General features: G+C 47.0%; 13 protein-coding genes. 4 read left to right on the top strand and 9 right to left on the bottom strand.

From position 1 onward, the window contains the following. Positions 1-2: 2 nt before the first annotated feature. From PFJ30894_RS11975 to PFJ30894_RS09730, 8 genes are all read right to left on the bottom strand, one after another. Entirely contained in the window at positions 3-2,849 is a 2,847-nt protein-coding gene (locus tag PFJ30894_RS11975) for an autotransporter family protein (protein WP_167457062.1), read from the bottom strand. Between the two features lie 48 nt (positions 2,850-2,897). Continuing rightward, positions 2,898-5,498: an autotransporter family protein gene (locus tag PFJ30894_RS09700; protein WP_167457063.1), complete on the bottom strand. Its 2,601-nt coding sequence runs from the start codon at positions 5,496-5,498 to the stop codon at positions 2,898-2,900. 17 nt (positions 5,499-5,515) lie between these two features. Further along, positions 5,516-5,722 carry a hypothetical protein gene (locus tag PFJ30894_RS09705; RefSeq protein WP_125669711.1) on the bottom strand — a complete coding sequence of 69 codons (207 nt, stop codon included), beginning with the start codon at positions 5,720-5,722 and terminating at the stop codon, positions 5,516-5,518. Continuing rightward, a complete protein-coding gene (locus PFJ30894_RS12130) occupies positions 5,668-6,015 on the bottom strand; it encodes a helix-turn-helix domain-containing protein (RefSeq protein ID WP_125669712.1) in 348 nt (115 codons plus the stop codon). Before PFJ30894_RS12130 ends, PFJ30894_RS09705 begins: the two co-directional genes overlap by 55 nt. A gap of 481 nt (positions 6,016-6,496) precedes the next feature. Continuing rightward, on the bottom strand, positions 6,497-6,658 hold the full coding sequence (locus tag PFJ30894_RS09715; RefSeq protein ID WP_125669713.1) for a YvrJ family protein: 162 nt from the start codon (positions 6,656-6,658) through the stop codon (positions 6,497-6,499). Beyond that, positions 6,658-6,870, bottom strand: a complete 213-nt coding sequence (locus PFJ30894_RS09720; RefSeq protein WP_125669714.1) for a DUF2922 domain-containing protein — start codon at positions 6,868-6,870, stop codon at positions 6,658-6,660. Before PFJ30894_RS09720 ends, PFJ30894_RS09715 begins: the two co-directional genes overlap by 1 nt. Before the next feature lie 310 nt (positions 6,871-7,180). Continuing rightward, on the bottom strand, positions 7,181-7,408 hold the full coding sequence (locus tag PFJ30894_RS09725; protein WP_046431648.1) for a DUF1659 domain-containing protein: 228 nt from the start codon (positions 7,406-7,408) through the stop codon (positions 7,181-7,183). 21 nt (positions 7,409-7,429) lie between these two features. Then, entirely contained in the window at positions 7,430-8,071 is a 642-nt protein-coding gene (locus tag PFJ30894_RS09730; protein ID WP_125669715.1) for an N-acetylmuramoyl-L-alanine amidase, read from the bottom strand. Positions 8,072-8,384: 313 nt separating this feature from the next. Here PFJ30894_RS09730 and PFJ30894_RS09735 point away from each other — a divergent pair, with 313 nt between their 5' ends. The 4 genes from PFJ30894_RS09735 to PFJ30894_RS09750 all read left to right on the top strand — a co-directional run bounded on the left by PFJ30894_RS09735 (position 8,385) and on the right by PFJ30894_RS09750 (position 10,762). Continuing rightward, the gene (locus PFJ30894_RS09735; protein ID WP_125669716.1) at positions 8,385-8,648 is read left to right on the top strand and encodes a hypothetical protein; all 264 of its coding nucleotides are present in this window, start codon (positions 8,385-8,387) and stop codon (positions 8,646-8,648) included. Between the two features lie 7 nt (positions 8,649-8,655). Continuing rightward, positions 8,656-9,258, top strand: a complete 603-nt coding sequence (locus tag PFJ30894_RS09740) for a sigma-70 family RNA polymerase sigma factor (protein ID WP_125669717.1) — start codon at positions 8,656-8,658, stop codon at positions 9,256-9,258. Continuing rightward, positions 9,258-9,635 (top strand): hypothetical protein, encoded by a 378-nt coding sequence (locus PFJ30894_RS09745; RefSeq protein WP_125669718.1) that lies wholly within the window; start codon positions 9,258-9,260, stop codon positions 9,633-9,635. Before PFJ30894_RS09740 ends, PFJ30894_RS09745 begins: the two co-directional genes overlap by 1 nt. Positions 9,636-9,874: 239 nt before the next feature. Then, entirely contained in the window at positions 9,875-10,762 is an 888-nt protein-coding gene (locus PFJ30894_RS09750; RefSeq protein ID WP_125669719.1) for a VIT1/CCC1 transporter family protein, read from the top strand. Between the two features lie 100 nt (positions 10,763-10,862). Here the strand turns inward: PFJ30894_RS09750 and PFJ30894_RS09755 are convergent, their stop codons facing one another. Beyond that, complete coding sequence (locus PFJ30894_RS09755; RefSeq protein ID WP_167457064.1) at positions 10,863-13,847, bottom strand: autotransporter family protein; 2,985 nt, start codon at positions 13,845-13,847, stop codon at positions 10,863-10,865. Positions 13,848-14,130 lie beyond the last annotated feature (283 nt).

Consider the following 14,130-nt stretch of genomic DNA (forward strand, 5'->3'; position numbering starts at 1 on the left):
AGTTAAAACTCCCACCTGAAACCGCCTTCAATACGGTAAGGTGTTTTTACCGTACCGCCGAAAGTTTTTTCAATATCAAAATAAAAATTAGTCCGTTCACTCAACAGCACGTCCGTACCAATACCAACCTCCAACCAAGTACCACCCTGACTGTCGTTAAAAGTCAGCCTGTCGTCATTTTTACTGTCACGTAAAGTAACACTGTCATCACCAAAAAATTCGTGCAGCAGCGAAGCCTTAGCATAATAACGGGAAGCCTTGACCGTATTTCTGTCAAATTCACGACTCAATACGAAACCGAGCCGCCCCACTAAACTGTTTATCGAATCTGTTTCAACTTCAATACCATTTTTAGTAGTATATGAATCGCCCCATAAATGCCCATAAGTCAGTTGGGCCTGCGGTTCAACAAACCAGCCAGCTTCGTTAAGCTGTTTTTTACGCCCGTATTCAGCGCTTATACTTGTCGCCCAGTTTTTGCCGCTGCCGCTGTCCGCAAACTCGCCGTAAGTTTCGTGGTCGCTATGCAGCCTGCTACCCTTGGCTATAAGATCCAAATAGTGCCCCTTGTTGCCCAGCCATGTACCATATAATGCCAAACTATTGTTGCTGTTTTCGCCATTGCCTTTATTATATGAGCTTTTGCCCACACCACGGCTCAAAGCAATACCTTTACGCCAAATACCGTTTGTGCGTACTTCGCGTTTATCGTACCCCAGTTGTACTGTTGTCATATGATTGCTGAAACCATATTCTCCCCCACGATTATGCTTACTGCGGATAATACGGATCCAGTCTCCACCAGCGTCAGTAGAATAACGCAGCTCGCCCATTCGTTTAAGTAAGGTGTCGTTTTCATTCCAGTAACGCCAACCGGCAAACCCTGCTGCCAAAGCGGCCACCGGCACCTTGGGATCATCGGCAGTCACTTTGTTATAGCCTGTTATCCACCAGTCACGGTTGGTAGAATCCACCCATTGCAAATTATCAAATTCATCTTTGGATACTAATTCACTGTTAGCTGCCTTATCTTCTTCCTGCGTCTGTAACAGTACAGGCTTATACGAAAACAGCTCCGAAACCTGCTTTGTACCTGCGTTAAAGGTCACATCATCAGTTACGCGGGCAAATTTCAAGTATTTTCCAGTCACATCAGCCTCATTTTTAAAAGCATCATCATCAACATACACCGTATGCGTCATAGCTCCTGCACTGTTTTCGGCATGAATAAAGTCACCATAACGTGTATAAATGACAGGATCACTTAAATTTATCGTTTGGTCACTGCCATCAGCAGCAGTGTAACTGTACGTATTACCGTTAAGCGTACCGCCATGATAGATCTCCGTTCCGACTTTCACCACTGTCACACCGGCATCATTCAAAATATCTGTATTGATAACAAAATTACCGTTATTTCCCGACAAAGTATCTATAGACATTTTTTGATACGGATTCGACGTCTTATAATAATGCTCCTGGTGCGAAAGATCGATCAGGCCCTCGTTAACATTAAGCGCCATAAAGTCACTGTCACCGGTCACCTGCCATTCAGTATCCTTCTTGGCCGTAATATACACATTGCCGTTGGCAGCTCCGTATAAATACGAACCGGCCTTATCCATCACAAAATTGATATAAGAACTTCCGTCAGTTGGCACATCAGCACTCAAAACCGTCGGTTTATTACCCTGCATATAACGTAAATCCGTATCCTGCTCCCAATGTGTCCAGGGATTGACAACTATCTCAAGCGACATAGCGCTGCCATCAGTATAACCCTTACCATCGGCATACAAATCGCCGTCGACAGTAACCAGATTACTCTTACCGCTGCTATTGACCTCTATCGTGCCGCCCTGCACAGCGTGCAAAGCCCTGACAAGCTTAAAATCACTGTCGTTGGCCCCTCGGTCTACCTTAATATCCGTCTGTCCATCAATCATCATCTTACTGTTTGCTTTATTGGCCCAAACGCCAAAGCCGTCATTAGCGGCAGCCTTGGCTGTAACATTCAAAGCACCGTTAAACGTTACCCAACCGCCCCTCTCTGCCAATACCCCCACCGTTCTGCCCTGTGCCGATTCAGCCTCGATATTTACAGCACTGTTGGCATCAGTCGTCACACTGCCGCCAACACGCTGAAACTCAAAGCCGTCAGTTTCATAACGCCCAACAAGACCCATAGCATCGCCGATATCAGTTGCAGCTCTTAAATTTACAGTGCCGTTGATAATCGTTTTGCCTCCGTTGAGCAAAGCATAAGCATCATTCTTTTGTGATACGGCGTTAATATTGCTGACGGTATTTGCGCTGAACTGCGTCGCACTGTACTTTTCCGTATACACACCAGTAGCCGTGCCGACAGCATCGGCGTTGATCCTCGTTTCTGCACTGTTGAATCTGATCACACTACCATAATTATCTCCCGACGTATTAACCACAGCGATCGCGCTCACTCCTGCTTTGCTACTGCTAGCACTCAAATCAGTACTATCGGCGTTAAACTCCACGTTCGCCCCGTCATAAGCAGTCAATGCCGTGACCTGCTTACTATTTATTCCCTGCATTTTGATAACAGTCCCTGCACCGCTGAAAATCGCCTTGCGTTCAGGATCACCCTGCGCATTCAGCAAATAAACGATCTGCTTCTCGCCGCTGTAAGGCTTATTCAGATCAATAAATTCCTGCCTCTTATCTCCATCTGCAGGCAAAGTTATATTTTGATCGGCACTGGTTACCAATGCCGCAGCTTCAACCAGAGGCAGCACGGATGTCCCCCCCAGATATACACACGACATTGTCAGCAAAGACGCCAACACCTTCTTGCTTAAATCCTTATTGTTCATAAATTTCATCCTTCCTTATTGGAGACTAACCCAAATAAGGGCTAGTCTTTAGAAATTCCACCTTACACCGGCATTCCAGGTCCAGTCTTTCTTAAAATCACTGCCGCTGCTGCGTTCTACATCCACATAAAGCTGGCTGTTAGAACCCATTGTCACTGCCGCACCGAGACCGTACTCGAACCAGGTATCGTCAAAGCTGTCACTAACTTTCACCCGGCCTGTGCTGTCAGTCATGGTCACATCGTAACCGCCGCCAAACTCGTGCAGCAGGTTGGCTTTAACATAAACTACACCTTTATTCCCCACTTCCTTACCGATATTGAAACCGATGCGGCCTACGGCGCTTTTGATGCCACTTTGATCTACATTGATACCATTGCTGGCAGTGTAGTTATCGCCACCCAGATAGCCTAAAGTAAACTGGGCCTGCGGCTCGATATACCAGCTGTTTTGTAAATCATTTTTACGGCCGTATTCGGCGCTCAGCGATACGCCGGTATTATTAAAATCACCAGTGATCTTGTTGCGGTTGGTATCATAAACTGTAAAATCATTATCCATATTGCTGATTTTAAATACTAAATCCAGATAATGACCCTTGCTGCCGATATCAGTGCTGTAGAAGCTGATCGACTTGCTGCTGTTGTCACCGCTGCCACGGCTGTAGCTGCTGCTGCCGTCAGTATAGCTTAAACCAACGCCCTGATAACGTGTTTTGTCGGCAGTACGTTTAGTTACCTGATCGTAGCCCAGCTCATAAGCAGTGTATTTGTTCTCAAAACCAAACTTACTATCACGGCTGATCTTGCTGCCCTTCACGCGAAACCAGGCTCCCTGTTCTTCCTCGCCATTATGTCTCAGCTCGCCCATGCGTTGGAGCAGCTTGTCGTTTTCCGTACGCCAGGTGTGGTAGTTCAGCGCATTAGCAGAAAGTATGGTATCCACGCTGGTAGTAGGTTTAATGTCAGGGTTATCCGGATTATCCGGTTCTACTGGCACTATTTCAAAACCATCCAGTTTCCATTCTGTCATCCCGGTGCCAAGCACTTCGTCTTTTAAGTTATACTTCACATAAAATAACGATTGTTCACGTTCGTTAGCCGTAAATTTAATCGCATCCGGCGCAGTTGCCAGCAAAAGCCCTTTACCTGCATCAGCAGCAATCTGATCCATCGTCACTTCGTTAACATCAATAATATCGATGCTGTGCGTGCCTGCATCTGTACTGGCAAGAATATTTACCTTGTCACTTTGCATATTCACAACATCTGTTTCCAACCTGAACAAACCACCAGTACCATTAACACTGCCAATAGTTAAATCAGCATATTGATCAGCAGTCTTCGTCATATCAACAATGCCACCGTCATGCAGATTCAAATTCATACCTTTGTTATAAATAGTACTATCGCAGCCGGGATACCAAACTGCACCATTAGCCAACTCTAAATTGATCGCATTGCCACTGGCATTCAGCTGGGCATCGCCTTCCCACCAGGAATTCGCATTATTAAAAACAGCATTAATAACACCCTTAGATGTTGAAACAAAATGTCCCTTGACCTGTACTGTTTTATCTTTAGCACTATTAATATTTACGACACCGCTGTCCTGTGCATTTACTGCCGTAGCTTTCATTGTTCCACTACTCGCAGAATGATTGTTCAAGGTAATCTTGGTATCGCCTGTAAAATCAATACTGCCATAAGCAGCATTTACCCCGCGCTGTATAGAACCTCCCGTCATTGTAATCTCAGTATCACTAAAGATAGCAGACGAATTCTGGCCGTTTACCTGAATGGCATAACTTATTTGTCCTGCTGAACCAATATCAATGGTAGTTTTGCCTTGGACTGTAAGCGTATTATGTTTGCCGAACACATTGATGCCGTAACCAAGATTACTGCCCTGTTGAGTACTGTTATGATAGAGTTGCAACTTCAAATCTTTCTCAAAAGAAACACTTCCCATGTTATCTGTATAGTTATTAAGATAGATACCATACAGCGCATTGTTGCCATTACTAGTACCTTTTATATTCACATCGTCCTTAAAAGTGCCTTTAGCTCCGCCATTTAAGTAAATAGAATTTATACCCTGACCTTCAATATCAATATTCACCTTGCCATTGAAAGTTATATCACTAGCATCGTTAATAGAATCAAAAGACCCGGGATTTATATATTTAGTTCCTCCATCAATAATAATACCTTTGGATTCTCCTGTATCAGCCTTGATATTCAGCTGCCAGTCACCGTTTATAATACCCGTTGCTCTTACAAAACTTTTGGATGGGCCACCCCAGCCTCCGGTCTCAACATCTTCACTGCTGCCGAAAACCATGCCATAAGCCTGACTGATTATCCCACCATTACCGTTGATCGTATAAACGCCGCTGCCAGTCATAGGAATATCAAGATTCTCTCCATAAAATCGCAATGCTGTAGAATTTGCAGTGTTCTCAGACGTAAAATTAAAAATATCACCGCCAGTCAGGCTGCCACCGACAGTAATAACTTGTCCGACCGTATTATTGGGGTCATTTTCTGCCGCCTCTGCCATCGGGAGCGCGGATGTCCCCCCCAGATATACACACGACATTGTCAGTAAAGACGCCAACACCTTTTTACTTAAATCCATCTTTTCCATGATACATTTCCTCCCATTCATCTTTTTTCCTTTGGATTAGGCCTTTGTTTATAACAGGAATAGCTGCAGTAATATTGCCGCTTTCTTCCTACCAAAGCTGTATAGACATGATATGTTTTATTGCAGCCAAATTCACGGCCGCAGATCAGACACTTGACTGTCAGCCCTCCTAATCCTGCCCTGTTATCTTTGTGTATCGCTTCCTCCCAGCTTTCGATATGCATCTTAAACATCTCCCTAAAGCTACTCGCTGCAGCGTACGAGTTTGTATCTTTATTACCCGTTCCTTCTTTTTCTCAAATCGGTCAGGATCAACCAATTCATCCAAAGTACATTCAAAAATATCTCGCAGCTTTAACAGTGCTTTCAAACTCAGCATCACTCTGCCGTTTTCAGCATTGCTCAGATGCGTTTGAGATATCTTAAGCTTCTTGGCAAGATTAGTTTGAGTAATCCTTTTTTGTATCCTTTTGATCTTGATAGTCTCCCCAATCCTTAAAGGATCCATTCCTTCCATCTTTTTCACACCTTTCTTTTTGCTTTATCACTTCATTAGACAACATATTTCCATAGTGTTGTAATTGTGATTGCCTATTAGCTACCGCTCCTGTTAGCTTCATAACCTGCAGTAAAATTTGCTGACCTGATAATTTGCTGCAGCAGAGCTACTTTCATCTTTATTAATTCTCAAGCAACTGCCAAGCTTAGCAGTAACGCTAATAAAATAAAACTATTATCTTTTGATTCAAATTTTCCTATTACAGTTAATATTTTTAACCATTTACTATATTACCATGTTCGTCCCCCCCCGCAAGACATTTTTGTTCGCTTTTTCAAAAAATTTGTTTAATGGTCTTGCAACTGATAATTTTTAGGTGTATAATACAAAACATAAAAGATAAGGCGACGCTTACCTTTAGGTTTGCATCGCCTTATCTTTTTTATCATTTTTTATGGTTCCGGCTATCGCACGTCGCGCTATAGCTGTGTTCAAGCCTTTATTCAGTTTTTTTCTGTTCCTTGACAATGGCGCTGCTCAGCTCGTGCAGGCAGTCGCCCAGCTTGTCCAGCCGCTGCTCCATACGCAGCAGCAGGTACCAGCTCAATACTATCGGGAAGCCAAAATTACCTATTGCTGTAAATAGTTCCTGGGTTTCCACTAAGCAAGCACATCAATAGTAACTGTTTTGATACGGGCTTCTGTAAATTCTGTCAGTTCCAGACCGCCGCTGGTCAGTACGTTGGCGGCTATGATCTTGTCGGCTGCCGTTTTGGCTTCAGCAAGGGTGAGTCCTTCGCGAGGGTCGGCGATGCTTAAGGTTTTTTTAGCTCCGTCGCTTTTGGTGAAGATGAGTTCTAAGGTTTTTTCCATGGTGTGTGCTCCTTTTTGTAGGTTTTCGGCCTACTTTATTTTTTTGTGTTTTTCAGGGTTTTTGCTTTAAAATCGGGTTATATGCGTTTTTTTGAAGCAGGGTTATTTTTTTACTGTTTTTCGTATTTTTAGACTTTGTTTTTAGAGTTTTGCTATGCAGCTTGCTTCTTGAAGAAAGCTGCATAGCAAAAACTTATGCCGCTAAAAGAAACGTATCCCCTTTCTTCTAAGAGAAAGAGCTAATAAAAAAATCTAAACTTTAAATCAAAAAGTCAAAAAACATTTACTGCCAGGCGGATGATCTACAATATCATTCCGCCTGAGCCAGCTCGGCCTTTTCCGTAACGTAGACGTTGACCACTTCGTGGCTCATCAGCTCGTTCATGGCATTGGCCACAGCAAGGCATTTGTCGTCGGCGGCGTCCAGCTTGACGCTGCCGACAGATACGGATTTGACCTGCGCTGCCCCCAGCGCATTGACGCCGTTTTCGACGCCCAGGGATAGTTTGTAGGATGTTGCTGTTTTAGTCGTGCTCATGTTCTGTACTCCTTTTGTTTTTTAAATTTTACTGTGTTCTAAATACCAGCGAGCTTTGCCGCGCAGTATGTCCCCACCCGGCTTCATCTGTCCGTCGCCGGGTGAATCGCGCATATACCACAAGTCCCAGCGTGTTTCGGCTTCGCCGCTGTAAGGGCCGTAGCCATCCAGCAGCGCTGCTTCGCAGTGGGTCATTACGGTATCGATAGTAAGCTGCAGGCCCAGCGCCGTTACGAGCAGCGCCACTGTCTGCGCCATTTTATCGGTCTGCACTGCCGTAGGGGCAAACTGCCCCAGGTCGGCATCATAGCCGTGGTTGGCCTGCGCCCCCAGCCCGCAGCACAGGGCGACGGCGATACTGCCGCTGTTGCGGCGCCAGGTGTGGCTTTTGTACTGCGACAGGCTGCTGCTGGTGCGGTAGACTGTGCCGTCGGCGTCGATATTGAGGTGGTAGTCGTCATAGACCTGCCCGTAGCGGCCTGCCGTCCAGTGCAGGTAGAGCTGCGTGATATGATCGCGGCTGCAGCCTGCCACAACGGCAAGCTGCGTAAGTGAGATAATCTGCGGCTGTTCTGCCAGCATTGCTGTCCCTCCTTTCCTGATATCGAAAGCAGCAGCAGGTACAGGGACCGCCGTTCTACTGCTTACACTTACTAAGTACATATCTTTTTTAGAAAAAATCAGGCTTGCTGCCGAAAAAAAATAAATTTATTTTTTTCACGCGAACCTGATTTTTTGATTTTTGGCTATGTATTTAGTAAGTGTAAAACAAAACCGTCTTTTTCTTTTAGTATTTTCTTTTTCTTAATAAGTTTCTACCTCTCTCTAAGGTTTTACAGGCTCTTATGTTTAAGTGTTAATCAAGTTTGTATCAGTAGTGCTTACTAAGAAAGTACAGTAAAGTGACGGCGGTGTTTTAACGATCTAAGGAGGCGTATCATTTTGAATTTATCGGTATTTGTGAAAGGCGGCGGCAATGATGGATTATGACTGCAGGAGCAGTGAGAAGCGTTTGGCCGCTGTCGAAAACGACTGGCTGGCGGCCCCGGAGAATGCAGAGCTGCTGGAGGTATATACCTGCAGTTTATGCGGCAATCCTATTTTTGAAGGTGACGAGTATCTGGCTGTGGACTGCTGCGGCGAAGTATGCAGCGAATGTCTGGAAGGGCTGACGGCCAAGGATTTTGCTTTGGCTGCTTTAGATTTAAAAACCGGCGCAGCCGGTACTGAGGGGAGATAGATCACAGATGGAACATGAGTCAAATATACAGAAGCTTGATTTTGCTGTTTTGGTGCCGCAGGCACAGCGCGGCGACAGCAGGGCGGTCAACAGTCTTTTGCTGGGTTTTACGCCGATGGTACGGGCGTTTAAATACAACAGTTATTATGTACATTATCTGGAGCAGGACGATACGGAGATCCTGGCTTTGATGGCTGTCAATGATGCTATCAAAAGCTTTAAGCAGCACAATTTCCACTTTTTTGCCACACACGTAAAATATACGATCCGCCGTCAACTCAATATCCAGGTGCAAAAGAAGAAGAACCGGTTCGATGCGGAGCTGGCAACTTTGGACGAGGAGGGCTGCACGAGCCTGGATGCCCTGGCCAGCGAATGTTATAAGGAAAGCATCAGCAGGGATGAGCGCAGCGCCTGCGTGCTGGAGCTGGTGGCACGGCTGCCGCAGATGCAACGGCTTGTGATCAGCGAGGTGTTCCTGCGGGGCAAAAGCCAGCGCGAGGTTGCGGCAACACTGGGTGTGACCAGCCAGAGCGTGTACTGCTCTAAAAAGGCAGCGCTGGATACTCTGCGCCGGGCTTTCGGCCTTAGGCAGGAAGGGCTGCGCTGATGGAACGGCCATATGTTTTTATGCAGCGTGCTTTGGTGACGTTTAAGGCAGCCGGCCTGCATTCACCGCTTGCCGGCCCTGCCCAAGAGGAATTTTGGCTGCAGCTGTGGGTCGAGCGTTATGGAGCTTTAGAGGCGAGCCTGTTTACAGGCTGCATCAAAAAGCTGGCCGGAGAGCGTTATTTTCCGCGGCTGCACGATATGGACGAAGCTGTTCAGGACGCTCAAAAAAGGCTGCTGCTGGCACGGCGGCGCACGCAGGAGCACCGGGCAGACTGTCATGATCCTGATTTGTTTGATCTGGTGAACAGCAAGCGCCGGGTGCGCGAGCTGATCGAGCATCTGGAAAAGAAGTTTACCCTGGCGGCAGGTCAATAAGAAAACAGACAGTCTGAAACGATGATTTCAGCCTGTCTGTTTTTTCGGTTATGAACTTGAATATTTACGGACAGCGAAAGCATCATCAGCTTACATCCGGCACAGCTTTTAAGCTTCTGCAGGTGTTTTTATTAATATATTTAGATTTTTTATCTGCAAATCGTCCGCCTACTTTGTCAACTGCAGCTGATTGCAGTATAATGTTATTCAATGAATAAATTTATACGGAGTTGATTAGGATGCCTGAGATAAAACCTTTGAGCCCGGAGATCAAAAAACGGGTGCTGCAAATGCAGCAGAACGAGCTGACGGAGTACCATATTTATACCAAGGTCGCAGGCTTTGTAAAAAACCCGGAGAACAAGGCGACGCTGCTGAAAATAGCCAATGAGGAGCACCGCCACTACCAGATCTGGGAGACTTTTACTAAAGAAAAGGTGCAGCCCATACAATGGAAGGTCTGGTGGTATACTTTTCTGTCGGTGATCTTTGGTTATACCTTTGCCCTAAAGCTGATGGAGGGCAATGAGGGCGATGCCGCCTATAATTATGAGGATATTGCCGCCGAGATACCGCAGGCACAGAAGATAGCCGAGGACGAAGAGCGGCACGAGCAGAAGCTGCTGGCGATCTTGGATGAAGAACGCCTGCAGTATGTGGGCTCGATGGTATTGGGGCTGAACGATGCTCTGGTCGAGCTGACTGGTACTTTGGCAGGCCTGACTTTAGCGCTGCAGAATACCAAGCTGATCGCGTTATCGGGGCTGATCACCGGGGTTTCGGCAACTTTGTCGATGGCTTCGTCTGAATTTCTTTCGGCCCGCAGCGAAGGACACGAGGATGCTTTTAAGTCCTGCGTTTATACCGGCATTGCTTACTGCATTACCGTGGCGCTGCTGGTACTGCCCTATCTTGTTTTTGATGACGAGCATTATCTGCACGCTTTGGGCACGATGCTGGTGACTGTGGTGCTGATAATCCTGGTGTTTACTTATTATATTTCGGTCGCCAAGGACCTGGATTTTAAAAAGCGTTTCTGGGAGATGGCGCTTATCAGCCTTAGCGTTGCCGCTTTCTCCTTTGTTATCGGCCTGCTCGTTAAAGAGGCTTTGGGGATCGACATTTGATTGTGACGTCATTGTGCCAGCTTAACGGTGCATAACATAAAAGACGCAGCTTTTATAGCTGCGTCTTTTATTTTTGCCTGTTTTCAGCAGGCAGTTATATTTAAAAACGATATCTGAAACCGACTTCACCACGAAGTACATGGCTGTCGCCGAAGTTTTTGGCGCTGGTGCTGATGCCCAGCTCGCCATACAGAGAGTACTGCGAATTTCTGCCATAGTTATAAGTGCCTCCTACTGCCAGTCCCAGCCAGGTAGGGTCATTTTTGCTGGCAAAGTTGTCGCCGGCGATCAAAACGTTAGTACCGTCGTGAAATTCATGATATACATTGAGCAGTCCATAGGCTTTTACACTGCGGTAATTTTCGTCATTTTCGTTTTTATAGCTTTTTTCATAGTTCAGTGCTGCGCCAAACCGTCCCTGCAGGCTGTCGGCGCTGCCGCGTTTTACTGCCAGTCCGTTGACGTCGCTGAAGGAATCGAAATCAACATTGCTGTAAGCAAGCTGCATTTGCGGTGTCCATGACCAATGCGGGCGTTTCAGGGCGATCCGTTTGCCTGTTTCCACGCTCAGACCGTAACCAAAGCCTTTGTTGCCTTCGATCTGCTGCGCTGCAGCCGAGGAGCTGGAGGAGATATCGCTGTCGAACCAGACGGCCTGCGCCTGTGTATCGACGTAAACGCCGTTGTCTTTATACCAGGTCATAGTACCGCCCAGGCCTTTGCCGTCGCTTTTGATTTTGCCGTTACCCACTGCTGATTTGATCCTGGCCCGCGCCTGCCCCATTTGCAGGTTCAAACCGCCGACAACTGTTGTTGCCGCATCCTGACGTGAGATTATTTTGTCGTAGCCCATCTGCATTTTCCACGAATCGACATCATAGCTGCTGTCCGGGGCAGCGGTGCTGCGGTCGGCTTTATATTTACCGCTCAGTCCTTCGGTCTTGAACCAGGTGCCTTCCTGATACTGCAAATGCTGCTGCGGTTCGCCGTCCTCTATGATATGCCACTTACGGTTGCCGACACGTTCTTCCAGGGTATTGACTTTCATATAGCCCAGCATGATCTCCGGATAGGCTTCATAAAGGGGTACGGAAGGGTTGACGACGGGTGTGTCGTCTTTGTTCAGCAGTGTTTTTAAATACCAGTCGCCGTCTTCCTGATTATATTGCAGGTGATAGAGGTATTTGCCGGCGGCGACAGCAGCGGTACCGTCCGGCTGCTTATAGTCATAGGCCAGTGTGAAGGCGTTGGGGTCAGACTTGCCCTGGACGTCGACAATAAGGATCCCTTTATCGGTATAGCCGCCGCTGCCGTTTTGATTGATGACCCTGATATTGGTCGGTGAGCCTTCGGTATCGCCTTCGACTACCAGCTTGCTTGTAGGCGAAGCATCGCCGCCCAGAACGGAATAGATACTGAGCTTGCCGCCTGGCTGGCCTGTATAGTTGCCGCCAACGGTAAAGGTGCCGAACTTATCGTTATAGCTGCCCGGCGCCAGCCAGCCTGCGTTGACTACGTCGCCGGCTACTTTGCCGGACCCCTGCAGAAAGGCCTCGTGCAGTACGTGGATCTTGCCGGTAAAGTTTTTGCTGCCGCTGCCGTCTATCTGCAGCGCTCCCCCGGCAACTTCGACGTTTCCGGCAAAGCTGTTGTCGTTATTGGCCGCAGTCAGCGTACCGGCGCCGATTTTAATAAAAGTACCGCTGTCAACGACGCCGTTCAGCACGCCTGCCGCAGTCACATTATGTCCGTTGGTGTCAATGACCGCCGTTTTGTTAGCTTCTGCCGAGGCAAGATTGATTCGTTTATCGATAGTCAGATCGGCTTCTGCGGTCAGGTTGCCGTTATTGATGGTCAAATCGCTGTTAGTGCCCAAGGCGTCCTGCGAGGAAATCGCCAGCCCGCCTCCATCAATGGTAGTGACACCGCTGTAGGTATTGGCGCCGGCATCCGGCCGCAATGCCACGATGCCGCTGCCTGTTTTTATCACCGAGCCGTCGCCGATTATCTGCCCCTGATAGCTGCCATTATCATTCTGTTCAAAAATCAGCGTCCCGCCGTTGGTCAGGTCGATATTCCCCACATTGCCGTTGACCGGATGATTGACCGGCAGGCTTTCAGCTTTGGCGCTTAAAGAGGCGTCCTTCCTGACTGTGATCTTGCCTGTGAAGCCGTCATTGTTGCCGCTTAAACCAAGTGTGCCCTGCTGTACGTCTACTGTGTCAAAGCCCTGCATTGGGCCGGTTATCTCCCACAGGCCGGTACCTTTTTTAGTCAGGGTCGTAAAATTTTTAATAGCTCCGTTCAGTGTTCCCCCTACTTTATCATTACCGCCATCTAAGTTAAGCTTATTTTTACCGCCGCCGCCATCAATATTGCCTGTAACATTGGAGCCGGGCATAAAAGTCAGGTTATCATCGCCTTTGGCAAAAAACAGGCTGCCGTTGACGGTACCGTTGTTGGTAAAGTCGATGCCGTTACCGCCGGAAGTGCCGATGACGTTGCCGCCGTCTGTGCGCTGGATCAGGCCATTATTGATGACGCTGTTCCTGCTGTCATTGCCGGTGCCTGTCCAGTCCTGAAACCAGATAGCCGCGCTTTTTTCAGCAATGACTGAACCGTTGACAACGATCGTATTGCCGCCGCCATGCACGTTGATCGCTTCGCCCATATTCTGCGGACCATACTTTTGCACTGTGCCGTCAACAGTGATCTTAGAACCGGAACGGACTTCGATAGTATTGGCGCCGGTGCCAAAATTGCCAATGTTCCTGTTGGCTGCGTTGGTGACAACGGCGTTTTTTTTGATATGAATAGTAGCATTATCGCGCAGGCTGATGGCGTTTTTATCGCCGACACTATAGACTGATTTATTATTGTCACTGCCTACTTCTACGCTCCAGCCATCGCCTGCGGCTGTATTGCCTGCGCCAATGGTCTGCCCGTCGTTTTTACTGTCCGGCACAGAAACATTGTCTGCCAGCGCTGTGTTGCTGATACCGGCAAATAAAAATCCTGTCATAATAGTTGTTAAAACTTTTTTCTGCAGCTTTGCTTTTCCCATATAATTGCTTTGTGTTCTCATCTTGATCCATCTCCAAATATATAATGCTGTTAGAAGCATCTAACATAGCCACTATTCTAGGCTCGAATGAACACACAAGCAAACGATAAAAATTTAATTAAGATTACTTTAATTAACCAATAATCTTTTTCTAACAGTTTATTTTCGCGCTTTGGCAAAAGCAGGTATCCCTGTACTTTATTTGTCAGAAGCATATACGGCAAACAAGTGCTGCTCTATGCGAGAGTCAGCAAAAAAACGGTACTCTGAAAAGAGTACCGTTTACTTTATTTACATATGTTTT

This window comes from Phascolarctobacterium faecium (genome assembly GCF_003945365.1).
In the GTDB taxonomy this organism is placed as follows: Bacteria; Bacillota; Negativicutes; order Acidaminococcales; family Acidaminococcaceae; genus Phascolarctobacterium; species Phascolarctobacterium faecium.

Coding starts and splice junctions, on each gene's coding strand:
- PFJ30894_RS11975 (WP_167457062.1), bottom strand. CDS start 2,849: ATGAACAATAAGGATTTAAGCAAGAAGGTGTTGGCGTCTTTGCTGACA.
- PFJ30894_RS09700 (WP_167457063.1), bottom strand. CDS start 5,498: ATGGAAAAGATGGATTTAAGTAAAAAGGTGTTGGCGTCTTTACTGACA.
- PFJ30894_RS09705 (WP_125669711.1), bottom strand. CDS start 5,722: ATGCATATCGAAAGCTGGGAGGAAGCGATACACAAAGATAACAGGGCA.
- PFJ30894_RS12130 (WP_125669712.1), bottom strand. CDS start 6,015: ATGGAAGGAATGGATCCTTTAAGGATTGGGGAGACTATCAAGATCAAA.
- PFJ30894_RS09720 (WP_125669714.1), bottom strand. CDS start 6,870: ATGGAAAAAACCTTAGAACTCATCTTCACCAAAAGCGACGGAGCTAAA.
- PFJ30894_RS09725 (WP_046431648.1), bottom strand. CDS start 7,408: ATGAGCACGACTAAAACAGCAACATCCTACAAACTATCCCTGGGCGTC.
- PFJ30894_RS09730 (WP_125669715.1), bottom strand. CDS start 8,071: ATGTACTTAGTAAGTGTAAGCAGTAGAACGGCGGTCCCTGTACCTGCT.
- PFJ30894_RS09735 (WP_125669716.1), top strand. CDS start 8,385: ATGATGGATTATGACTGCAGGAGCAGTGAGAAGCGTTTGGCCGCTGTC.
- PFJ30894_RS09740 (WP_125669717.1), top strand. CDS start 8,656: ATGGAACATGAGTCAAATATACAGAAGCTTGATTTTGCTGTTTTGGTG.
- PFJ30894_RS09745 (WP_125669718.1), top strand. CDS start 9,258: ATGGAACGGCCATATGTTTTTATGCAGCGTGCTTTGGTGACGTTTAAG.
- PFJ30894_RS09750 (WP_125669719.1), top strand. CDS start 9,875: ATGCCTGAGATAAAACCTTTGAGCCCGGAGATCAAAAAACGGGTGCTG.
- PFJ30894_RS09755 (WP_167457064.1), bottom strand. CDS start 13,847: ATGAGAACACAAAGCAATTATATGGGAAAAGCAAAGCTGCAGAAAAAA.